Here is a 21,636-nt window from a genome sequence, read left to right on the forward strand (position 1 = left end):
GGCGCACGGCAACGTCCCGCCGGCTCCACCCGTCCCCACAACAGGACGAGAGGAGCGAACGTGAACGCGTTCACCGAATGGGTGCGGGACTTCGAGGACCAGGAGCGCCGGCGGCGCGAGACCGGCGACCCGGATTTCGCGCGGGGAGCGGTGCTGCCGCCGGCCGTGGTGGCCGGTGTGCAGCGGTTCCAGGTCGGGGAGGCGGGCGACGGGGCGAACCTGATCGCCAAGGCGACCCGGGCCGGTGACGGCGAGTACGCGGCGGCGGTGCGGATGTTCGTCGCCGAGGAGCGCAACCACGCCCGGATGTTGGCGCTGCTGCTGCGGTCGGCCGGTGCGGAGACCATCGACGGCCACTGGAGCGACGCGGTGTTCGTGCGGCTGCGGCGGGCCTTGGGGCTGCGGCTGGAGCTGATGGTGCTGCTGATCGCGGAGGTCGTCGCGCTCGGCTACTACCGGGCGTTGCGCGACGGGACCGCCGACCCGCTGGTGTCCGACGTCGCCGGGCGCATCCTGGCCGACGAGCGCCGCCACGTGCCGTTCCACTGCCTGCGGTTGCGCGGGGAGCTCCCCCGCCCGGTGCACGGCGTCTGGTGGGTGCTGCTGGGCGGGGCGCTGGCGGCGGTGTGCTGGGACCACGGTCCCGCGCTGCGCAGCCTCGGCGTGACCCGGCGCGGGTTCGCCGTGGAGGTGGCGGGCCTGTTCAAGGCCGCCGTCGCCGCGACCCGCGACCACCGCGACGACCTGCTGCCCCGCCGCCCCGCCAAGCCGGGCGGGACCGTCAGCGGGGCACCGCGTCGAGCGCCTTGAACACCCGCTTGTCCGACACCGTGCCGCGAGTGGGGATGGTCTGGGCGAAGTAGCTCAGCCGCAGCTCCTCGATCATCCACCGCACCTCGTCCAGCTCGGGGTGCGGCTCGTCGGCGGGTAGTCGCGCCCGCAGGTCGCGGTACTCGGCGTGGACCTGGTGGACGCGGTCCATCCAGTCCCGGTCGCGGCGCACGTTCTCGGGCAGCTTCGCCACCCGCCGCGCGATCCCCTGGAGGTAGCGGTGGATGTCGGACAACCGCGCCGCGCCCGCCGCCGTGACGAACCCGTCGTGCACCAGGCCGGCGAGCTGGGCCCGGATGTCGGCCACGGAGTCCTCGTAGACCGCGCCGCGCACCCCGGCCAGGCTCAGCTCGACGTCCTGGGCGGCGTCGAGCACGTTGCGGACCTCGCGGACGACCTCGAAGACCGTCTCCCCCAGGTACTTGCGCACGTACTCGGTGAGCCGGGTGAAGCCCTTGGCGTTCCACGCGGGCCCGCCGGCCGAGGTGACCAGGTGGTCGACGGCGGCGGCGATGCAGTCGGCGAGCAGCGGGGCGACGCCGCCGTGCGGGTTGCGGGTGAGGGTGAGCTTCTCGGCGTTGCTCAGGCCGCGCTGGAGCAGCTTCACCGGCGACGGCACGGCCAGCAGCAGCAGCCGGCGGGTGCCCCGGCGCATCGCCGCCTCCTGCCGGCCGGGGGTGTCCAGGATCTCCACCGCGACGCTGTCGCCCTGGTCGACCAGCGCCGGGTAGGCGGTGACGACGATCCCGGACTGCCGGCGCTGCACGGTCCGGGGCAGCTCGTCGAGGTCCCAGGTGGTCAACCCGGTGCGGGCGAGGTTGGCCGCCGCCGCGGCGAGGGTCTCCCGCAGCCGCCCGCGCAACTGCTGCTTGAGCGCGGCGAGGTCCTTGCCCTGCGCGAGTTCCCGGTTGTCCTCGTCCACCACCTGGAAGGTGAGCTTGAGGTGCTCGGGCACCTGGTCGAGCTGCCACTCCTCGCGCGGCACGACCACGCCGGTCAGCGCGCGCAGCTCCCGTTCCAGCGCGGGCAGCAGCGGCTCGTCGGGGTCGATGCGCGACAGCGCGGCGGCGGCCACGTCCGGCACCGGCACGAAGTTGCGCCGCACCGGCTTGGGCAGCGACCGGATCAGCGCCACCACGAGTTCCGTGCGCAACCCCGGCACCTGCCAGGAGAGCGCGTCGTCGGGCACGGTGGTCAGGGCGGGCAGCGGCAGCCGCACGGTCACCCCGTCCACGGCCGCGCCGGGCTCGAACCGGTAGGTCAGCGGCAGCGCCACGCCGCCCCGGGTCAGCTCGTCGGGGTAGGCGTCGGGGCTCACCTCGGCCCGGTCGTTGACCAGCATCCCCTTGTCGAAGGTGAGCAGGTCGGGTTGTGCGTGCCGGGTCTTCTTCCACCAGGTGTCGAAGTGCCGGGTGGACACCACGTCCGCGCCGACCCGCCGGTCGTAGAACTCGAACAGGGTGTCGTCGTCCACCACGATGTCGCGGCGGCGCGCCCGGTTCTCCAGCTCGGCGACCTCGTCGAGCAGCGCCCGGTTGTGGTGGAAGAACCGGTGGTGGGTGGTCCACTCCCCCTGCACCAGGGCGTGCCGGATGAACAGCTCGCGGCACAGCTCGGGGTCGATCCGCCCGTAGTCGACCTTGCGCGCCGCGACGATCGGCACGCCGTAGAGCGTCACCCTCTCCAGCGCCACCACCGCGCCGCGCTTGAGCTCCCAGTGCGGCTCGCTGTAGGTGCGCTTGACCAGGTGCCCGGCGAGGCCCTCGACCCACTCCGGTTCGATCCGGGCCACGATCCGGCCCCACAGCCGGGAGGTCTCGACCAGCTCGGCGGCCATCACCCACTGCGGCGGCTTCCGGAACAGCGCCGACCCGGGGAAGATCGCGAACTTGGCGCTGCGCGCGCCCAGGTACTCGGTGGACTGCCGCTTGCCCGCGTCGCGCTTGACCACGTCCTTGAGCCCGACGTGGGACAGCAGCCCGGACAGCAGCGAGAGGTGCACGTTGCGCGGCTCGGCGGGCTGCTCGTTGACGTGCACGCCGAGGGTCTTCGCGACCTGCCGCAACTGGGAGTAGATGTCCTGCCACTCCCGCACCCGCAGGTAGTTCAGGAACTCCGCCCGGCACAGCCTGCGGAACTGGTTGGACGAGAGCGCCTTCTGCTGCTCGCGCAGGTACTGCCACAGGTTGAGGTAGGCCACGAAGTCCGAGTCGGGGTCCTTGAACCGGGCGTGCTGCTCGTCGGCGGCCTGCTGCTTGTCCGACGGGCGCTCGCGCGGGTCCTGGATGGACAGCGCGGAGGCGATCACCATCACCTCGCGGACGCACCCGTTGCGGTCGGCCTCGATCACCATCCGGGCCAGTCGCGGGTCGACCGGCAACTGGGCCAGCTTGCGGCCCAGCGGGGTGAGCTCCTGCTCGGCGGCCACGATCGCGCCCAGCTCTTCGAGCAGTTGCACGCCGTCGTTGATGTTGCGCGCCTCGGGCGGGTCGATGAACGGGAACGCGGCGATGTCGCCCAGCCCGATCGCGGTCATCTGGAGGATCACCGACGCCAGGTTGGTGCGCAGGATCTCCGGGTCGGTGAACTCCGGCCGGGCGTCGAAGGAGTCCTCGCTGTAGAGGCGGACGCAGATGCCCGCCGACACCCGCCCGCAGCGGCCCTTGCGCTGGTTGGCCGACGCCTGCGAGATCGGCTCGATGGGCAGCCGCTGCACCTTGAGCCGGTTGCTGTAGCGGGAGATGCGCGCGGTGCCCGGGTCGACCACGTACTTGATGCCGGGCACGGTCAGCGACGTCTCCGCGACGTTGGTGGCCAGCACGACGCGGCGACCCCGGTGCGCCTGGAACACCCGGTGCTGCTCGCCGAAGGACAACCGCGCGTACAGCGGCAGGATCTCGGTGTCCGGCAGACCCGACGCGGCCAGCGCGTCGGCGGTGTCGCGGATCTCCCGCTCGCCGGAGAGGAACACCAGCACGTCACCGGGGCCCTCGGCTTGCAGCTCGCGGACCGCGTCGCAGACCGCCTGGGTCTGGTCCCGGTCCGGGTCGGCCTCCGGGTCGTCGGGGTCCACGATCGGCCGGTAGCGCACCTCGACCGGGTACGTCCGGCCGGAGACCTCGATGATCGGCGCGTCGGAGAAGTGCCGGGAGAACCGCTCCGGGTCGATGGTGGCCGAGGTGATGACGACCTTGAGGTCCGGCCGGCGGGGCAGTAGCTGCTTGAGGTAGCCGAGCAGGAAGTCGACGTTGAGGCTGCGCTCGTGCGCCTCGTCGATGATGATCGTGTCGTAGCGCGACAGCGTCCGGTCGGTCTGGATCTCGGCCAGCAGGATGCCGTCGGTCATCAGCTTGACCAGCGTGCCGTCACCGGAGTGGTCGGTGAACCGGACCTTGTAGCCCACCGCCTGGCCCACCTCGGTGCCCAGCTCCTGGGCCACCCGCTCGGCGACCGTGCGGGCCGCCAGCCGGCGCGGCTGGGTGTGCCCGATCTGGCCCAGCACGCCCCGGCCGAGCTCCAGGCAGATCTTGGGTAGCTGGGTCGTCTTGCCCGACCCGGTCTCGCCCGCGACGATCACCACCTGGTGGTCGCGGATCAGCGCGGCGATGTCGTCCTTGCGCGCGCTGACCGGCAGCTCACCCGGATAGGTGATCTTGGGCACGGCGTCGCGGCGCAGGGCGACCCGCAGCTCGGCCTGCTCGATCTCGGCGGCGATCTCGGCGTGGACGGCGGCGCGGGCCTGCTCGTCGCGGACCCTGCGCGCCCCGTCGAGCCGACGGCCCAGCCGCCGCTGGTCCCCGGACATCAGGTCGGACAGGCGTCGGTGCAGGTCGGAGTGCGCGGTGGTGTTCATGCTGCCGACCAGAATAGTGGTGCGCCGCGCGCGGGGCCGCCGAATATCCGCCCGCCCGCGGCGCACGTCACGGCTCGTAGGGCGAAGCACCCTCCCGGATGGCCGCCACCAGCACCTCCAACCGGGCGGTGAGCAGGCGTTGCAGACCCGGCCCGAAGCTCACCCGCGCCACCCCGAGCGCACCCAGCCCGCCCGGCGCGGGACCACCGGGACCGTGCCCGACGTTCACCGGGCCCCCCACCGCCCGGCAGTACTCGGCGATCCCGTCGCCGGCCAGCCCGATCGGGTACACGCAGTCCGCGCCCGCCGCGAGGTAGGCCCGGCCGCGCGCCACCCCGTCCTCGAACGAGCCACCGGGACGCAGGAACACGTCCACCCGCGCGTTGAGCACCAGGTCCGGGTCCGCCGCGCGCACCGCCCCCAGGAACTCCACCTGCTCGGCCACCGGCACCAGCACACCGCTCGCCGGGTCGGAGTCCTCCAGGTTGCAGCCCACCGCCCCCGCGTCCGCCACCCGCGCGGCGATCTCGGCGGGCGGCAGCCCGTAGCCGCGCTCCACGTCGGCGGTGACCGGCACGTCCACCGCGCGCACCACCCGGGCCACCGCGGCGAACGCCTCGTCGACCGGCACCCCCTCGCCGTCCGGGTGGCCCAACGACGCGGAGACCGCCGCGCTGGCCGTGGCCACGGCCGGGAACGCGGCGGCGACCACCCGCGCGGACACCGCGTCCCACACGTTGGGCAGCACCACCGGATCACCCGGCACGTGCAGGGCGCGCAGCGCGGCGGCGAGTGCGGCGCGGTTCACCGGGCCACCTCCCAGGCGCGGGTGGTGGCGACCACCCGGTTCCAGGTGTTGACCGTGGCCACCACCCACAGCAGCTCGGCCAGCTCCCGCTCGTCGAACCACCCCGCCGCCGCCTCCCACACCTCGTCGGGCACCCCGGCGGACAGGTTCGTCACCGCCTCGGCCAGCGCGAGCGCGGCCCGCTCCCGGTCGCTGAAACCGGGTGCCTCCCGCCACACCGGCAGCAGGTCCAGCCGCCGCTGGTCCTCCTCGGCCGCCCGCGCCCGGCCGGTGTGCAGGTCCACGCAGTAGGCGCAGCCGTTGACCTGGGAGACCCGCACCTGCACCAGTTCCTGCAACCTCGGGTCCAGCGAGTTCTTCTTCGACGCGTTCGAGAGGCCGTACATCGCCTCCAGCGTCGTCGGCGTCAGGTCCGCCACCGACAGTCGGATCGTCATGCCCGCACCCTACGAAGCCGTTGGCACCTCGTTAAGGTCCAAACCCGTGACAGAACAGTGGGCCAACCTCGGCGTGGACCTCCACCTCGACCTCGACCCGACCACCGGCCGCCGCACCGGACTGGAGCACGCGCTCCGCGACGCCATCCGCACCGGACGGCTCACCCCCGACGCCCGACTGCCCGCCACCCGCCGGCTCGCCGTCGAACTCGGCCTGGCCCGCAACACCGTCGCCGCCGCCTACGGACAACTCGTCGCCGAGGGCTACCTCACCGCCCGGCGCGGCGCGGGAACCCGGGTCGCACCGCTGAGCCGACCCCGCACCACCACCCCCGTGACCGGCCCCGACGACACCACCCCGCGCTACGACCTGCGACCCGGCAGCCCCGACGTCACCACCTTCCCCACCGCCGACTGGCTGCGCTCCGCCCGCCGCGCCCTCACCTCCGCACCCGCCGAGGTCCACGGCTACACCGACCCGCGCGGCCGGATCGAACTGCGCCGCGCCCTCGCCGAGTACCTCGGACGCACCCGCGGCGTCCAGGCCGACCCCGCGCACATCGTCGTCACCGCCGGGTACGTGCAAGGACTCGCGCTGCTCGCGGGCGTGCTCGACGGCCCGATCGCGATGGAAGACCCCGGCCTGGCGTTCCACCGCGACGTCGTGCGCCGCGCCGGCCGCCACGTCGTGCCGCTGCCGGTCGACGGCCACGGCGCGCACTCGTTCCCCGACGTCGCCGCCGCCGTCGTCACACCCGCCCACCAGTACCCCACCGGCGTCACCCTGCACCCCGCACGCCGGCACGCCCTCGTGACCTGGGCGCGGACCACCGGCGCGATCGTCGTCGAGGACGACTACGACGGCGAGTACCGCTACGACCGCCAACCCGTCGGCGCGGTCCAGGGCACCGCCCCCGACCACGTCGTCTACGCCGGCAGCGCGTCCAAGACCCTCGGCCCCGGCGTCCGGCTCGGCTGGCTGGTCCTGCCGCCCCGGCTGGTCGACCCCGTCGCCGACGCGAAGCGGCACGCCGACCACCAGACCGAGGCGCTGGGCCAGCTCACCCTCGCCGACCTGATCACCCGCCACGGCTACGACCGCCACATCCGGGCCGGCCGCCTGCGCTACCGCCGACGCCGCGACCTGCTCGTCGACTGCCTGCGCGGACACACCCCGCACGGCGTGTCCGCCGGCCTGCACGCCCTGGTGCACCACCCCGACGAAGCCGCCGCGACCGCCGCCGCGACCGGGCACGGCCTCGCCTTCGGCCGGCTGGGCGACCACCGCCACCACCCCGACCCCACCGCCCCGCAGGGCCTGATCATCGGCTACGGCACCCCCGCCGAACACGCCTACCGGCCCGCCCTGCGGGCCTTGGCGCGGGTGCTCCGGACCTGAACCCCCGCAACACCCCTCTTCGCCCCAACCACAAACCGCCATCCAGCGGATACCGAAATCCCGAGGGACTGGTGAGGTGGAGCCTGCGAGGCGTCGGGGGGACACGTCGAGGGGGGACGAGCTTGTTCCGACCCGTGCCGGTGCCGGCACTGCCGCCCAGCACCGCACTGGCCGACCTGGCCACCACCGGGTCCGACCACGCCTGGCTCGCCGGCACCACCGGCGTGTTCACCAGCCGGCCCTCCACCCCCCTCGTGCTGCGCTGGACCGGCGTCGCCTGGACCGAGGAAACCCTCCCCGACCTCACCACCGCCGCCAGCCTCGCCGGCATCTCCGCCACCGCGCCCGACGACGTGTGGGCCGTCGGCAACAGCGCCGGCCACCCCCTCGTCCTGCACTACGACGGCACCCGCTGGCACACCGTCGACACCCCCGCCATCCCCTGGGCCAAGGCCGTCACCGCCATCACCCCCGACGACGTCCACGTCGTCGGCGCGGGCCGCGACACCCTGCACTGGGACGGCCACGAGTGGACCCGCACCACCACCCTCACCTCGGCGCGCGAAACCCTCCACACCATCACCGCCACCGCACCCGACGACGTGTGGGCCGGCGGCGGCGGGCTCACCGGGTCCGGAGCCGCCACCTACGAGTACCCCGTGCTCCTCCACTGGGACGGCGACACCTGGACCGACCTGCACGGACCCCGCCCCGACCACGGCCACGTCACCGGCCTCGCCGCCACCGCACCCGACGACCTGTGGCTCGCGCACACCCACGACACCGACGGCCTGCACATCCACCACCACGACGGCCGCCACTGGCACGCCGTGCCCCCACCCGACGACCACGACCGGCTCAGCCTGCACGGCGTCGCCCCCGGCTGGACCTGGGGCGTGCGCGCCGGCCGCCGCAGCTTCGAGACCCGCCCCTCCTACCACCGCTGGACCGGCCGCGACTGGACCCGCGTCCCGCTGCCCGACACCCTCGCGCGCACCTCCGCCTCACACGTCGGCCTCGCCACCGACGGCACCACCACCTGGGCCTACCTCAAGACCGCGGCGGGCGTCCACGTCCTGCGGCACACTGCCCCGTGACCTTCACCCTCACCGTCCTGGGCACCGCCACCCCCTACCCGCGGCCCGACCACGCCTGCTCCGGCTACCTGCTGCGCACCCCCACCACCGAGGTCTGGGTCGACGCCGGCCCCGGCAGCCTCGCCAACCTGCAACGCCACACCACCCCCGACCGGCTCGACGCGATCTGGATCTCGCACACCCACGCCGACCACGCCGCCGACCTGCTGCCCGCCTACTACGCCCTGCGCTACGCCGACCTGCGCCCCGCCCGGCCGATCCCGCTCTACGGACCACCCGGCCTCGCCGGACGCCTGGAGACCTTCCTGGCCGGCACCGGCCCCAACCCCGCGCACGCCGCCTTCGAGGTCCACGAGCTGCACGACGGCCACCGCGCCGACGTCGGCGACCTGACCCTCACCAGCCACGCCGTCGAACACGGCCTGCCCGCGTTCGGCCTGCGCGCCACCCACGGCGGCTCGACCTTCGCCTACTCCGGCGACACCGGCCCCTGCCCCGCCCTGCACGCCCTGGCCGCCGACGCGGACCTGTTCCTCTGCGAGGCCGACGGCACCCGGCCCGACGCCGCGCACTGCACCCCCGAGGACGCCGCCGACGCCGCCCGCGCGGCCGGCCGCCTCCTGCTCACCCACCTCGGCCACACCCTCACCGAAGCCGAGGCCACCGAGCGCGCGGGCGCACCCGCCGCGCACGACCACGAAACCCACCACATCGGCTGACCATCTCGCCGGGGTCTCCGCGTTGTGGCGTTGTAGAGGAGTTCTTGAGCTGGATCGTGACCATAGTAGATCATTGATTCCAGTTTGCACTGAAGGAATTTATTCCACTGATACTGATAGGATGATCAGCGTGACCCTGCCGGAACCGGTACGTGCCGAGCTGGACCGCGTCACCCACCCGGCCCTGGTCGACGTGGCCGCGCTGGAGCAGGTGCGCCGCCGCTTCGACGACGAGCAGGCCGCCGCGCTGGCCGGGTACCTGCACGCCGCCCAGTCCCCCAACACGCTGCGCGCCTACCGCTCCGACTGGGTGGCGTGGGCCGCGTGGTGCGACCGGGAGGGCCGCCAGGCGCTGCCCGCCGACCCGGTGGACGTCGCGGTGTACCTGGCCGTGGCGGCGCGGGGCGTCAAGCCCGACGGCTCCCCCGCGTTCAGCCCGTCCACGTTGGAGCGCAAGGCCGCGGCGATCGCGGCCGTGCACGCCGCCGGCGGCCTGCCCTCCCCCACCCGCTCGGACGTCGTCCGGCTGACCCTGCGCGGCATCCGGCGGACCCGCCGGGAGCAGCCCCGCCGCAAGCGCCCGGTGCTGCTGGACACGCTGGAGGCGCTGCTCGCCGAGCGCCCCGCGCCGGGCTGGCCGACCGGTCCCGCCCGGCGGCGGGACGCGCTGCTGCTGCTCGTGGGGTTCGCGGGCGCGTTGCGGCGCAGCGAGCTCGCCGCGTTGAGCCTGGAGGACGTCGTGGTCGACCTCGACCCGCGCACCCACGAACCGCTGCTGCTGGTCGAGCTGGGCGTCACCAAGACCGACCAGACCGGCGTGCACCGCCAGCGGGTGGTGCTGCCGCGCGGCGCGCGGCGGCCGACGTGCCCGGTGTGCGCGTACGCGGACTGGGTGGACGTGCTGGCCGCGGCCGACCCGAGGGCGCTGCTGGAGGACGAGCCGGACACCCCGCACACCCACCGCTGCCACTCCTACCGGCCCGGCCGGTCGACCGGGCCGCTGTTCCCGTCGGTGAGCCGGCACGGCCGGCTGGGCACCCGGTCGATGTCGGACAAGGCGGTCTCGGACCTGGTGAAGCGGTACGCGTCGAAGGCGGGGCTGGACCCCGCGCTGTTCGGCGGCCACTCGCTGCGCGCCGGGTTCGCGACCCAGGCCGCGCTGGGCGGGGCGAGCGACCGGGAGATCATGCGGCAGGGCCGGTGGACCAACGCGCGGACCGTGCACCGCTACATCCGGACGGCGAACCCGTTGGAGGACAACGCTGTCACCCGTCTCGGACTGTGACGCACAGCGCACGGGCGGTCGTTAACTGTAAACACGCCCCCTGCGTCCGGACGCAACCGGACGGCGTAGTGGAATACACCGTTGGAGCTCTTGCCAGGTTTTGTTTCCGTGGTGTTTCCACAGGGTTTGAGCTGCGGTTTTGCTGAATTTGCGAGTGATCCGCAGATGTCTGACCTGCGCGACCGGGCTAAACGCGAAATCGTCTCGTGTCTAAAGAGAGCATTTACCCCCGCGTTAACGCCCATACGATCAGTTCACTTGGTCGACCGCCCCGGCCGATGGCGTTCCGCCGCCCGACCGGTGGCCCCCGGACTACCCTGCACTGTCCGGGGGCCACACGTGAGTTCCTGTCGGGCGCGACGGAGGCCGCACGGCCCGGCCGAGCGCCCCGGGACGATCATGTGGTAGCCCCTGGGTTCCCCCTCAGGCACCCGTGGTGCCGCCGACCACCGCGTCGGAGGACGGCGGGTCCTGGCCGTGGGCCGGTGCCGGCACCACGCCGGACAGGTCGCCGCCGTTGTCGTTGACCCGCAGCACGAACGGCCGGGTCTCGGTGTACTGGACCACCGACACCGACGCCGGGTCGACCACGATCCGCTGGAAGCCGTCCAGGTGCACGCCGAGCGCGTCGGCCAGCACCGCCTTGATCACGTCGCCGTGGCTGCACGCCACCCACACCGCGCGCGGACCGAACTCGGCGGCGATCCGGGCGTCGTGGGCCCGGATCGCGGCCACCGCGCGGGCCTGCACGGCGGCCAGGCCCTCACCGCCGGGGAACACCGCGGCGGACGGGTGCTGCTGCACGACCTGCCACAGCGGCTCCTCGACCAGTTCCCGGAGCCCCCGGCCGGTCCACTCGCCGTACTCGACCTCGGCCAGCTCCGGCTCGATCGCGGCCTGGAGGCCGCGATCGGCGAGCAGCGGGGCCAGGGTCTGCCGGCAGCGCTCCAGCGGCGAGGTGACCACCGCGTCGACCGGCACCCCGGCCAGGCGGGCGACGAGCGCCGCCGCCTGCTCCTCGCCGCGCTCGGCGAGCCGGACACCGGGTTGGCGACCGGCGAGCACGCCCGATCCGTTGGCGGTGGAACGGGCGTGTCGGAGCAAGATCACGGTGGCCACCACCCCACCTTAGGTGGGGTTGAGCAGTCCCATCGACAGCAGGCCCATGAGCATGATGCCCAGCAGCAGCCGGTACCAGACGAACGCCGAGTAGCTGTGCTTGGAGACGTAGCGCAGCAGCCAGGCGATGGTGGCGTAGCCGACCCCGAACGCGACGATCGTCGCCACGATCATCTGCGGCACCGACGCGGCGTTCGGCTCGGAGCGGTCCAGCACGTCCGGGATGGAGAAGATGCCCGCGCCGAACACCGCCGGCAGCGCCAGCAGGAACGAGTAGCGCGCGGCGGCGGCCCGGTCCAGGCCGAGGAACAGGCCCGCGGTGAGCGTGCCGCCGGAGCGGGACACGCCCGGGATCAGGGCCAGCGCCTGCGCGAGGCCCATGCCGATCGAGTCCTTGAGCTCCAGCTTGGTGCGGAGGTGCTTGGCGAAGTGGTCGGCCAGACCCAGCAGCAGGCCGAACAGCACCAGCACGGTCGCGGTGATCCAGAGGTTCCGCAGCGAGCTGCGGATCTCGTCCTTGAAGATGTAGCCCAGCACGCTGATCGGGATCGACCCGATGATCACGTACCAGGCCATCCGGTAGTCCTCGGACCGCCGCGCGGCCTTGCTGAACAGGCCCTTGAACCACGCGGCGATGAAGTTTCCGATGTCCTTGGCGAAGTAGATCAACACGGCCAGCTCGGTACCGAGCTGGATCACCGCGGTGAACGACGCGCCGGCGTCATTGCCGAAGAACAACGTCGACACGATCCTGACGTGTGCCGACGAAGAAATAGGCAGGAATTCCGTCAGTCCTTGGACCAGTCCGAGAACCAGGGCCTGCAACCAGCTCAACTACCCACTCCTGCCAGATCCAGAGCTTCGGTCGCGGTACGGAGCGCCGCGATCCCCTGATCGAGATCTTGCAGCATGGGCGAAAGGGTGAGTGTGGTGACCCCCGCTTCGGCGTAGGCCCGCATCCGCTCGGCGACCCGCTCCCGGGGGCCGAGCAGCGACGTCGAGTCCAGGAAGTCGACCGGGAGGGCGGCCATCGCGCCGTCGTAGTCGCGGGCCAGGTACCTGTCCCGCACCTCGGCGGCCTCGGCGGCGAAGCCCATCCGGACCGCGAGATCGTGGTAGAAGTTCTTCTCCCGGCTGCCCATGCCGCCCACGTACAGCGCCGCGTACGGGCGCACGCGGTCCGCGCAGGCCCGCCAGTCCTCGCCGAAGAACAGCGGCACGGTCGGCACGACGTCGAACCCGTCGAGCGTCTTGCCCACTTTTCGCCGGCCCCGCCGCAGCGCGTCCAAGGAGGCCGCGGAGTGCTCCGGGGAGAAGAAGACGCCCAGCCAGCCGTCCGCGATCTCCCCGGTCAGCTCGACGTTCTTCGGCCCGACCGAGGCCAGGTAGACCGGGATGTGCTCGCGCACCGGGTGCACGGTGAGGGTGAGCGCCTTGCCGGGGCCGTCGGGCAGCGGCAGCGTGTAGTGCTCGCCGTCGTAGCGCAGGCGTTCCCGGCGCAGCGCGGTGCGCACGATGTCGACGTACTCGCGGGTGCGGGCCAGCGGCTTGTCGAAGCGGACGCCGTGCCAGCCCTCCGAGACCTGCGGCCCGGACACGCCCAGGCCCAGCCGGAACCGGCCGCCGGAGAGCGAGTCCAGGGTGGCGGCGGTCATCGCGGCCATCGCCGGTGTCCGCGCCGGGATCTGGAGGATCGCGCTGCCGACGTCGATGCGCTCGGTCTGCGCGGCCACCCAGGCCAGCACGGTCGGCGCGTCGGAGCCGTAGGCCTCGGCGGCCCACACCACCGAGTAGCCCAGGCGGTCGGCTTCCTTGGCCAGTTCGAGGTTCGCGGCGTCGTTGCCCGCGCCCCAGTACCCGAGGTTCAGTCCCAGTCGCACGGGACCGGACCCTACCGGCGGGTAACCGAGTGCGCCAGGCCGGTCGGGCCGCCGGTCGCCGTGCTCGCCGCCGCGACCGCGACCGGCGGCCACCGCGACCGACCGCACCTCCTGCGGCCCCGGTGCTCCCATTCTGTTCGCCGGGTTGTTCCACGGAATTCCCCTCGCGATTTCGGCGCGCCCCCGCCCGCCGCCCGCGAGGGTGCGGCAGGACCACCACTCCCCGGGCGACACCGGGAATAGCGGTGGACCGTCGTCGCTTTTCCGGGGAATACCGGAAATGTTTTCCGGGCCTACCCGTGCGGGTGAACCCGGCGGGGCCCCGGGCCACCGCGCGCCGCCGCCGAGTCGATCACCCTTTAGGCTCCCCCGTGTGGAACAGCGATACCTCGGCCGCAGCGGACTGCGGGTGTCCCGGACCGCCCTGGGGACGATGACCTGGGGCCGCGACACCGACGCGGACGAGGCCGCCACCCAGTTGCTGGCGTTCACCGAGGCCGGCGGCACGCTCGTGGACACCGCCGACGTGTACGTGGCGGGCGAGAGCGAGCGCATCCTGGGCGGTCTGCTGGGCGAGGTCGTGCCGCGCGAGGAGCTGGTCATCGCCACCAAGGCGGTGGCCCGGCGCAACGACGGCCCGTTCGGCGGCGGCGCGTCGCGCGGGGCGCTGCTGGGCGCGCTGGACGGTTCGCTGCGCCGGCTGGGCGTGGACCACGTCGACCTGTGGCAGCTCCACGCGTGGGACCCGGCGGTACCGCTGGAGGAGACGCTGTCCGCGCTGGACACCGCCGTGGCCTCGGGCAAGGTGCGCTACGCGGGCGTCTCGAACTACTCGGGCTGGCAGTTGGGCACGGCCGCCGCGCTGCCCGGCCACACCAGGATCGTCTCCACGCAGGTGGAGTACTCGCTGTTGGAGCGCGGCGTGGAGCGGGAGGTGGCACCGGCCGCCGAGCACCACGGGATCGGCCTGCTGCCGTGGGCCCCGCTGGGGCGCGGCGTGCTGACCGGCAAGTACCGCAACGGCACCCCGTCGGACTCGCGGGGCGCGTCGGCGCACTTCGCCGGGTACGTCGAGCAGCACCGCACGGAGCGCGCGGCGCGGATCGTGCAGGCCGTGGCGACGGCGGCGGACGGCCTGGGCACCTCGCCGCTGTGCGTGGCGCTGGCGTGGGTGCGCGACCGGCCGGGCGTGGTGGCCCCGGTGGTGGGCGCGCGGGACACCAACCAGCTCCTGGGTTCGCTGGCCGCCGAGGACCTGACCCTGCCGCCGGCGATCCGGGCGGCGCTGGACGACGTGAGCGCGGTCGAGTTCGGCTACCCGGAACGCCCGCTGGGCTGACCCGCCCCGGTCCCGCCCCCGATCGGCTCCTGTCACCGGGGGTAGCCGTTCGGGTGAGGTGCGTGGCCTCGCGCGGTCACCCGGCGACGGCGGGTCTAACGTTCGCCGACGTGCGCGATTCGAGTGACACCGCGTCGGTCTCCCGGCGGCGGATGTTCGGCATCACCGCCGCCGCCGGCCTCCTGGCACCCGCCTCGGCCGGGGCCGGTCGGCACGGCGAGGAGTCGTGGCACCGGCTCGTCGCGGGCAACCGGCGGTTCGTGGACGGCGGGCAGACCCACCCGCACGAGTCCCTGCGGTGGCGGGAGTCGCTGGTGCGCGGGCAGCGGCCGTTCGCGTGCGTGGTGGGCTGCGCGGACTCCCGGGTGCCGCCCGAGCTGGTGTTCGACGAGGGCTTCGGCGCGCTGTTCACCATCCGCGCGGCGGGCCAGGTGCTCGACAGCAGCGTGCTGGGCAGCGTCGAGTACGCCGTGGAGCACCTGGGCGTGCCGCTGGTGGTGGTGCTGGGGCACGCGGGCTGCGGCGCGGTGTCGGCGGCGATCGACGTGGTGCACGGCCGGGCGGCGGTCTCCGGCGACATCAGTTGCCTGGTCCGGGCGATCGAACCCGCCGTGCTGTCCACTCCCCCGGACCGCGACGACCGGGAGTTCCTGGCGCGCTGCGTCGACAGCCAGGCCCGCCGCACGGCGGCGCTGGTGGTGGAGCGCTCGGTGACCACCCGCACCGCCGTGCGCCACCACGGCCTGCTGGTGGTGGCCGCGAGCTACCGCCTCGACACCGGCGAGGTCACCCGGCTCGGCTGACCGGGTGCCGGCCGGCGGCGGCGAACACGCGGATGCCGTTCGCGGCGGCGGGCGCGCCGGTCGGCACGCGCAGCTCGTCGGCGAGCTGTTTCCGCCCGGTCCGCGACTCCTCGACCGTCCTCCGCGCCGCCTCCCCGGCCACCCGGGACAGTCGCGAGGAGGCCGGTGGGGGTACGGGTGGCGGCCGACTACCACCCTCCCGGGCCAACGACAACACCCTCCCCCCTGCGTGACGATGGTGGATTGGTGATGGATGCTGGGAGGACGATTCGCGTTCGGGTTAGCTGGAGGTTCGACGTTGCGCCGACTGGCCGCGGTAGTGCTCACCGGAACCGCGCTGCTCTCCGGCTGCTCCACCGAGGGGAACTCCGCCGACCCGCTCCAGGTGGCCAACTCGCTGGAACCGGCCCGGCCCGCGGCCTCCCCCGCGCAGCCCGGCACGCCCGAGGGGACGGTCCTGCCGCTGGGCCGCGCCACCGCGATCGCGGTGGCCGGGAACCAGGTGGCGGTGGCCGTCGCCGAGCCGCCCTCGGTGCTGCTCTACCCGCTGGACACCCTGGCCGGCCCGACGGTGGTGCCGCTGCCCGGCCCGGCCGAGCGGTTGACCGCGCGCGGTGACGGCGTGGAGGTCCCGGTGCCCGGCAGCGGGGTCGTGGTCACCGTCCGCGCGGACGGCACGACCGCCGAGCGCGCGGTCGACGGCGGTCCGGTGGACGTGGCCGTGGTGGACGGCAGGACCGTGGTGGCCCGCCGGGACGCGAAGCTGGTCGGCGTGGACGACCGGGTGGTGACCGGGGTGTCCAGCCCGGACCAGGTGGTGGGCGTGGGCGGCGAGGCGGTGGTGCTGGACCGGCCGCGCAGCGCCGTGTTCGACCTGCGCCTGTCGGCCGATCCCGACCCGGACCGCAGCGGCCCGCGCCTGGGGGCGGGGCTGCGCGCGGGCGACGGGGCGACGTCGATGGTGGCCGACCGGTACGGCCGGGTGCTCGTGGTGGACACCCGGGGCGGCGAGCTGCTGGCGTTCTCGGTGAACCCGCTGATCATGCGGCAGCGCTACCCGGTCCCGGGAGCGCCCTACGGCATCGCCTACGACCCGCGACGCGACCTGGTGTGGATCACGCTCACCGAGCTCAACCAGGTGGTGGCGTTCGACGTCGCGGGCGGGGAGCCGGTGGAAGCGCACCGGTTCGCCACGGTCCGCCAGCCGGATTCGGTGGCGGTTGATCCAGCCAGCGGGCGCGTGTTCGTCGCGTCCGGGGACGGCCAAGGGATGCAGGTGATCGGGATATGACCGATGGGGTGGTCGACGGGGATTGGGAGTACCGGCCGCTGCGGCTGCCGGCCGGCATCTCCCGTCGCACGGCGACGACGCAGCTCGCGATCCACGCCGAGTTCTCCGGGTGGGAGCTGTCCAGGACGCTGCTGTTCGGCGACGGCTCGCGGAAGGTGTGGCTGCGCCGCAAGCGGACAGCCGCCGTCCTACCGGACGTGATCACCTAGTCACCCGACGTCAGGATTCACCACGCCCGTGGTACCACAGGCGTGGTGGTGCTCAGCCGAGTTCGGCGAACGCGACCGCCGGGTCGCGTCCGGCGGAGCCGGCGGGCTCCCACCCGTCCGCCCGCGAGCGGTACGGGTACCAGCGGCCGTCGCGGCCGTAGCGCAGTTGCCGGTCGCGCACGGTCCACCGGTTGCGCCAGGTCTTCGCCTCGGGCAGGGCCCCGTCCCGCCACGCGGTGTGCGCGCGGTTCACCTCGGCCTTCGCCGGCGTCCACGCCTCCTCCAGCACGTCCAGCCCGGTCGGCCCGCCCTGCCGCCACGCGCCCACCTCGCGCGCGGTGACCGGCAGCCGGGCCGCGAGACCGGGGTGGCCGGCGGCCATCCGGATGCGGTCGCGGCGGTCGTCGAGCACCGGCAGGTGCCCCACGGCCAGCAGCTCCCGAGCCTTCGCGGCGGCGTCGGCCACGAGCAGGGACAGCGCCTCGACGTCGAGCCCCGGCGCGGGCTCGAACTCCGGCAGCGGGCCCAGCTCGCCCAGCGGCGGGTCCTCGGGCAGGTCGGCCGGCGGCGCGGCGTGGGCGTCGACCGCGCGGACCCCGGCGGCGGGCCGCGCGCCCGCGACCACCTCGTCCTGGTCCCGGCCGCGCAGCAGGAGCAGCACCCACGGGTCGGCGTCGAGCAGCCAGGCCGCCTGGTGGCACAGCGCGGCGGCGTGCCGGCAGGGCAGCTCCCACCCCGGGCAGGTGCACTCCGGGTCGAGGTCGCCGATGCCGGGCAGCAGGTCCAGGCCCGCGTCGGCGGCGGTCTCGGCGAGCTCGCGAGGCATCTCCCGGTCGAGCAGGGCGGCCAGGTGGCCCGCCTTGGCGGCGACCTGGCCGAGGAAGCGCCGCCACTCGGCGTCGGTGAACGGGGTCAGCCGCACGGTGGTGTGGTAGGTGTCCCCGGTGTCGTAGACGGTGGCCGAGAGCAGGCCGGGGCTGACCGTGATGGTGCCGACCAGCCCGGCGTGCGCGTACTTGCGGCCCTGCCGCAGCGGGGCCTGGTCCAGCGAGGTGTCCTCGACGGCCCGCACCCACGCCCGCCCCCACCAGGAGCGGGCCTGGCGCACGCCCTTGCCGAACGCCGGGAACCCCTTCACGCGCTCGGTCACGCCCCACCCCTCAGTTCGACCAGGTTGGCCAGTTCGTCGTCGGTGAGCTCGGTGAACGCGGCCTCGCCCCGGGTGAGGACGGCGTCGGCGAGGTCGCGCTTGGCGCGCAGCATCTCCGCGATCCGGTCCTCGATCGTGCCCTCGGCGATCAGCCGGTGCACCTGGACCGGCCGGGTCTGGCCGATGCGGTAGGCGCGGTCGGTGGCCTGGTCCTCCACGGCCGGGTTCCACCAGCGGTCGTAGTGCACGACGTGGTCGGCCCGGGTGAGGTTGAGGCCGGTGCCGGCGGCCTTGAGCGAGAGCAGGAAGACCGGGTCCTCCCCCGCCTGGAAGCGGCGCACCATCTCCTCGCGGGCGGGCACGGGCGTGCCGCCGTGCAGGAGCCGGCTGGGCACCCCGCGCGCGGTGAGGTGCTTCGCGATGAGCCGGGCCATCGCCACGTACTGGGTGAACACCAGCACCGCGCCGCCCTCGGCGAGGATCGTGTCGACGAGTTCGTCGAGCAGTTCGAGCTTGCCGGAGCGCCCGGCGAGGGTCGGCTCGCTCTCCTTGAGGTACTGGGCGGGGTGGTTGCACACCTGCTTGAGGGCGGTGAGGAGCTTGACGACCTTGCCGCGCCGGGCCATGCCGTCGGCTTCGGCGACCTCCGCCATCAGCTCGCGCACCACGGCCTCGTACAGCGCGGCCTGCTCGCGGGTGAGCGAGACCGGCTGGTCGGTCTCGGTCTTGGGCGGCAGCTCGGGTGCGATGCCGGGGTCGGACTTGCGCCGGCGCAGCAGGAACGGCCTGATCAGCGCGGCGAACCGGGCGGCGGCGGCCTGGTCGTGGTCGGCTTCGATCGGTTTGGCCCACCGGGCCTTGAAGCTCGACAGGGTGCCGAGCAGGCCGGGGGTGGTCCAGTCGAGCACCGCCCACAGCTCGGTGAGGGTGTTCTCCACCGGTGTGCCGGTGAGGGCGACGCGGGCCCGCGCCGGGATGCGGCGCAGCGCCTTCGCGGTGTCGGAGGCGGGATTCTTGACGTGCTGGGCCTCGTCGGCGACGACCAGGCCCCACTCCACCTCGGCGAGCCGGTCGGTGCTCACCCGCATGGTGCCGTAGGTGGTGAGCACGAACCCCTCGTGGGCGACTTCGCGGCCCGCGCCGTGGTAGCGGCGCACGGGCGTGCCGGGCGCGAAGCGCTCGATCTCGCGCTGCCAGTTGCCCAGCAGCGACGCCGGGCACACCACGAGGGTCGGGCCGGCCCCCAGAGGATCGCACGCAGTGGGATCGCCCGCCGGAGGATCACCCGCTGCGGGCTCGCCCGCCGGCGGGGCGGTGTGGCGCAGCAGGTGCAGGGCGATGAGCGTGATGGTCTTGCCCAGGCCCATGTCGTCGGCCAGGCAGCCGCCCAGGCCGAGCGAGGTCATCCGGTCCAGCCAGCGCAGGCCGCGCACCTGGTAGTCGCGCAGGGTGGCCCGCAGCGCGGCGGGCTGCTCGACGGGTTCGGTGTCGAGCAGGGACAGCTTGGCGCGCAGGTCGTCGAGCCACCCGGTCGCGGCGACCGGGACCTGTTCGCCGTCGATCTCGGTGACGCCGGTGAGGGCCGCGCCGAGCGCGTCGATGGCGGCCACCGGCTTGAGGTCGCGCTCCCGGGCCTTGCGGGCCAGCTCGGGGTCGACCAGGGTCCACCGGTCGCGCAGCCGCACGACGGGCCGGTGCGCTTCGGCGAGCTGGTCGAGCTCCTCGGGGGTCAGCGGGTCGTCGCCGAGCGCGAGCTGCCAGTTCACGCTGGTCAGCCGGTCGGGTCCGAAGAACGAGGGCCGGTCGCCGGTGTCGCCGCCGAGCACCACCCTCGCGGACAGGTCGCGCACCAGGTCCTTGGGCCAGTGCACGTCGACGCCGACGGCGGCCAGCCGGACCGCGCCGTCGCGCAGCAGGTGGTCCACGTCGGAGTCCAGCAGCGGCACCTCGTCGGGCACCGGCAGGTCGAGCAGGCGTTCCAGCGGCGGCCAGGCGCGGGCGGCGCGGCGGATGCCGACCATGGCGTCGGACCGCGCGCGGCGGTCCGACCCGGCCCACAGCCGCGCGGCGTCGAGCACGCTGGTCGGGTCGGCGAGGCTGTGCACCTGGACGACGGCGCGGAAGGACTCCAGGCCCTCCAGCCGCAGCGAGACGCGGACGCCCTGGTCGGCCCACTCGCGCAGGTGCGGCACCTGCTGCGGGGCGGTGGCGGCGAACGCGGGCCCGCCGGCGGCGCGCACGGCCGCCGCGCCGCGCGGCAGGGTGTCGGCGACGGCGTCGAGGAAGGCGCGCAGCAGCGGTTCGGCCTCGGCGAGTTCGAGCGGGTCGCGGCCGGGCAGCGGCACGGCGCGGGCGGGCGCGGGCATGGCGGCGGCGAGGTCGCGCACGCGGCGGGTGTCGTCCGGGTCGAACGGGCCCAGCCGCCACGCGTCGAAGTCGCCTTCGGTGACGGCGGGCCGCACCCGGCCGCGCGCGACCAGGTGCAGGGCCAGGACGACCGCCGCGCCCCAGAACGCGGCGGCGGGGTGGGCGCGCGGGTCGCGGCGCGCCCGCGACAGCAGCGGCACGGCCTCGCCGACCGGCAGGCGCAGGGCCGCGACCCGGTGCCCGGTGCCGTCGGGCGCGGCGGTCCGGAGCTCGCCCAGGACCTGCCCGGGACCGGGTTCGGGCAGGTCGTCACCGTAGAAGGCCATGGTCGAGGTGCGTGGCGGGTCGGCGGGTTCGAAGACGACCGCGCACCGCTCGAAACCTGTGTTCAGCACTCCCCCTCAGCTACTCAAGTTTGAGTATAGCCCAGGTGCCGGGCAGGCCGGGCGAGTTCCGCTCGCCCGCCATCGGGTACGCGCCCCCCTCCAGGCGCTCCACCAGCCCCCGGGTCCAGGTCACGCCGCTGTCCGCGGTGTGCTCCCACAGCCCGAACAGCTCCCGCACGTGCGGCGGCTCGGCCCACCCCGCCGCCTCCTCGCGCGCCTCGGCGCGCCGGACCTCCAGCGCGGCCAGCCGCTCGCGCAGCAGCGCCACGGCGTCCTCGCGGGTCAGCGACGGCAGCAGCGCCAGACCGGCGGCGAGGGTGTCCGGGCGGGTCTCCGGGCGGCGCAGCGCGTCGCGCAGCAGCCGCTGGAACTCCTGCTCGCCCTTGGCGGTGAGGGTGTAGTCGGTGCGCGCCGGCGGCACCGTCTCGTCGGTCAGGCAGCCGTCCTTGGTGAGCTGCTTGAGCGCGTGGTAGAGCGAGCCCCACTTGACGTTGGCCCACTCCCCCGCCCGCCACGACATCAGGTCGTTGCCGATCAGGTAGCCGTGCGCGCGGCCGTACCCGCGCACCACCCCGAGGACCAGCAGCCTCGTCGCCGACATGGGGTTCCTGTCCTGCCGTATTCCGTTTCCGCGATCAGGGTAGGCCGGGCGAGGATGACCGG

The 21,636-nt window shown here is 74.2% G+C and carries 19 protein-coding genes; 9 read left to right on the forward strand and 10 right to left on the reverse strand.

From position 1 onward, the window contains the following. The first annotated feature begins 60 nt into the window (after positions 1 to 60). Positions 61 to 810, forward strand: a complete 750-nt coding sequence (locus tag AB0G01_RS16325; RefSeq protein ID WP_360945719.1) for a ferritin-like domain-containing protein — start codon at positions 61 to 63, stop codon at positions 808 to 810. Here AB0G01_RS16325 and hrpA read toward each other — a convergent pair. The 3 genes from hrpA to AB0G01_RS16340 all read right to left on the reverse strand — a co-directional run bounded on the left by hrpA (position 782) and on the right by AB0G01_RS16340 (position 5,929). Continuing rightward, positions 782 to 4,684, reverse strand: a complete 3,903-nt coding sequence (hrpA, locus tag AB0G01_RS16330; protein WP_360945722.1) for an ATP-dependent RNA helicase HrpA — start codon at positions 4,682 to 4,684, stop codon at positions 782 to 784. The two genes, AB0G01_RS16325 and hrpA, sit on opposite strands and share 29 nt — an antisense overlap. A 67-nt stretch (positions 4,685 to 4,751) precedes the next feature. After that, positions 4,752 to 5,492 carry an isocitrate lyase/phosphoenolpyruvate mutase family protein gene (locus AB0G01_RS16335; RefSeq protein WP_360945725.1) on the reverse strand — a complete coding sequence of 247 codons (741 nt, stop codon included), beginning with the start codon at positions 5,490 to 5,492 and terminating at the stop codon, positions 4,752 to 4,754. Continuing rightward, on the reverse strand, positions 5,489 to 5,929 hold the full coding sequence (locus tag AB0G01_RS16340; protein ID WP_360945728.1) for a carboxymuconolactone decarboxylase family protein: 441 nt from the start codon (positions 5,927 to 5,929) through the stop codon (positions 5,489 to 5,491). Before AB0G01_RS16340 ends, AB0G01_RS16335 begins: the two co-directional genes overlap by 4 nt. A 46-nt stretch (positions 5,930 to 5,975) precedes the next feature. Between AB0G01_RS16340 and AB0G01_RS16345 the strand changes: the two genes are divergently transcribed. The 4 genes from AB0G01_RS16345 to AB0G01_RS16360 all read left to right on the forward strand — a co-directional run bounded on the left by AB0G01_RS16345 (position 5,976) and on the right by AB0G01_RS16360 (position 10,429). Next, positions 5,976 to 7,328, forward strand: coding sequence for a PLP-dependent aminotransferase family protein (locus AB0G01_RS16345; protein WP_360945731.1), 1,353 nt, complete (start codon positions 5,976 to 5,978; stop codon positions 7,326 to 7,328). A gap of 122 nt (positions 7,329 to 7,450) precedes the next feature. Beyond that, the gene (locus AB0G01_RS16350; RefSeq protein WP_360945734.1) at positions 7,451 to 8,425 is read left to right on the forward strand and encodes a hypothetical protein; all 975 of its coding nucleotides are present in this window, start codon (positions 7,451 to 7,453) and stop codon (positions 8,423 to 8,425) included. Continuing rightward, entirely contained in the window at positions 8,422 to 9,144 is a 723-nt protein-coding gene (locus tag AB0G01_RS16355) for an MBL fold metallo-hydrolase (RefSeq protein ID WP_360945737.1), read from the forward strand. The genes AB0G01_RS16350 and AB0G01_RS16355 overlap by 4 nt, the downstream gene beginning before the upstream one ends. A 121-nt stretch (positions 9,145 to 9,265) precedes the next feature. Then, a complete protein-coding gene (locus tag AB0G01_RS16360; protein ID WP_360945740.1) occupies positions 9,266 to 10,429 on the forward strand; it encodes a site-specific integrase in 1,164 nt (387 codons plus the stop codon). A 423-nt stretch (positions 10,430 to 10,852) separates the two neighbouring features. Here AB0G01_RS16360 and AB0G01_RS16365 read toward each other — a convergent pair whose 3' ends face one another. From AB0G01_RS16365 to AB0G01_RS16375, 3 genes are read right to left on the reverse strand one after another with little or no spacing between them, the layout of a single operon-like run. Continuing rightward, positions 10,853 to 11,548, reverse strand: coding sequence for a histidine phosphatase family protein (locus tag AB0G01_RS16365; RefSeq protein WP_360945743.1), 696 nt, complete (start codon positions 11,546 to 11,548; stop codon positions 10,853 to 10,855). A gap of 9 nt (positions 11,549 to 11,557) precedes the next feature. Then, the gene (locus AB0G01_RS16370; RefSeq protein WP_360945746.1) at positions 11,558 to 12,382 is read right to left on the reverse strand and encodes an undecaprenyl-diphosphate phosphatase; all 825 of its coding nucleotides are present in this window, start codon (positions 12,380 to 12,382) and stop codon (positions 11,558 to 11,560) included. Then, a complete protein-coding gene (locus tag AB0G01_RS16375) occupies positions 12,379 to 13,428 on the reverse strand; it encodes an LLM class F420-dependent oxidoreductase (protein ID WP_360945749.1) in 1,050 nt (349 codons plus the stop codon). The genes AB0G01_RS16370 and AB0G01_RS16375 overlap by 4 nt, the downstream gene beginning before the upstream one ends. 373 nt (positions 13,429 to 13,801) lie before the next feature. On the opposite strand from AB0G01_RS16375, the gene AB0G01_RS16380 reads away from it, so the two are divergent. Continuing rightward, positions 13,802 to 14,767 carry an aldo/keto reductase gene (locus AB0G01_RS16380; RefSeq protein WP_360945752.1) on the forward strand — a complete coding sequence of 322 codons (966 nt, stop codon included), beginning with the start codon at positions 13,802 to 13,804 and terminating at the stop codon, positions 14,765 to 14,767. 110 nt (positions 14,768 to 14,877) lie between these two features. Further along, on the forward strand, positions 14,878 to 15,570 hold the full coding sequence (locus AB0G01_RS16385; RefSeq protein WP_360945755.1) for a carbonic anhydrase: 693 nt from the start codon (positions 14,878 to 14,880) through the stop codon (positions 15,568 to 15,570). On the opposite strand, the gene AB0G01_RS16390 is transcribed toward AB0G01_RS16385, so the two are convergent. Next, positions 15,554 to 15,712 (reverse strand): hypothetical protein, encoded by a 159-nt coding sequence (locus AB0G01_RS16390; protein ID WP_360945758.1) that lies wholly within the window; start codon positions 15,710 to 15,712, stop codon positions 15,554 to 15,556. The two genes, AB0G01_RS16385 and AB0G01_RS16390, sit on opposite strands and share 17 nt — an antisense overlap. A gap of 156 nt (positions 15,713 to 15,868) precedes the next feature. Between AB0G01_RS16390 and AB0G01_RS16395 the strand changes: the two genes are divergently transcribed. Further along, positions 15,869 to 16,861, forward strand: coding sequence for a hypothetical protein (locus AB0G01_RS16395; protein WP_360945761.1), 993 nt, complete (start codon positions 15,869 to 15,871; stop codon positions 16,859 to 16,861). Further along, complete coding sequence (locus AB0G01_RS16400) at positions 16,858 to 17,070, forward strand: DUF5703 family protein (RefSeq protein WP_360945764.1); 213 nt, start codon at positions 16,858 to 16,860, stop codon at positions 17,068 to 17,070. The genes AB0G01_RS16395 and AB0G01_RS16400 overlap by 4 nt, the downstream gene beginning before the upstream one ends. Before the next feature lie 52 nt (positions 17,071 to 17,122). On the opposite strand, the gene AB0G01_RS16405 is transcribed toward AB0G01_RS16400, so the two are convergent. The 3 genes from AB0G01_RS16405 to AB0G01_RS16415 all read right to left on the reverse strand — a co-directional run bounded on the left by AB0G01_RS16405 (position 17,123) and on the right by AB0G01_RS16415 (position 21,574). Next, on the reverse strand, positions 17,123 to 18,220 hold the full coding sequence (locus AB0G01_RS16405; RefSeq protein WP_360945767.1) for an SWIM zinc finger family protein: 1,098 nt from the start codon (positions 18,218 to 18,220) through the stop codon (positions 17,123 to 17,125). After that, positions 18,217 to 20,913 (reverse strand): DEAD/DEAH box helicase, encoded by a 2,697-nt coding sequence (locus tag AB0G01_RS16410; protein ID WP_360946490.1) that lies wholly within the window; start codon positions 20,911 to 20,913, stop codon positions 18,217 to 18,219. The genes AB0G01_RS16405 and AB0G01_RS16410 overlap by 4 nt, the downstream gene beginning before the upstream one ends. 79 nt (positions 20,914 to 20,992) lie before the next feature. Further along, on the reverse strand, positions 20,993 to 21,574 hold the full coding sequence (locus AB0G01_RS16415; RefSeq protein ID WP_360945770.1) for a PadR family transcriptional regulator: 582 nt from the start codon (positions 21,572 to 21,574) through the stop codon (positions 20,993 to 20,995). Positions 21,575 to 21,636: the final 62 nt, after the last annotated feature.

Source organism: Actinosynnema sp. NPDC023587, from assembly GCF_040640215.1.
Taxonomy (GTDB): domain Bacteria; phylum Actinomycetota; class Actinomycetes; order Mycobacteriales; family Pseudonocardiaceae; genus Actinosynnema.

Excerpts from the sequence above, each read along its gene's own strand:
- hrpA (WP_360945722.1), bottom strand. The coding sequence starts at position 4,684 with ATGAACACCACCGCGCACTCCGACCTGCACCGACGCCTGTCCGACCTG.
- AB0G01_RS16340 (WP_360945728.1), bottom strand. The coding sequence starts at position 5,929 with ATGACGATCCGACTGTCGGTGGCGGACCTGACGCCGACGACGCTGGAG.
- AB0G01_RS16360 (WP_360945740.1), top strand. The coding sequence starts at position 9,266 with ATGATCAGCGTGACCCTGCCGGAACCGGTACGTGCCGAGCTGGACCGC.
- AB0G01_RS16400 (WP_360945764.1), top strand. The coding sequence starts at position 16,858 with ATGACCGATGGGGTGGTCGACGGGGATTGGGAGTACCGGCCGCTGCGG.
- AB0G01_RS16410 (WP_360946490.1), bottom strand. The coding sequence starts at position 20,913 with ATGGCCTTCTACGGTGACGACCTGCCCGAACCCGGTCCCGGGCAGGTC.
- AB0G01_RS16415 (WP_360945770.1), bottom strand. The coding sequence starts at position 21,574 with ATGTCGGCGACGAGGCTGCTGGTCCTCGGGGTGGTGCGCGGGTACGGC.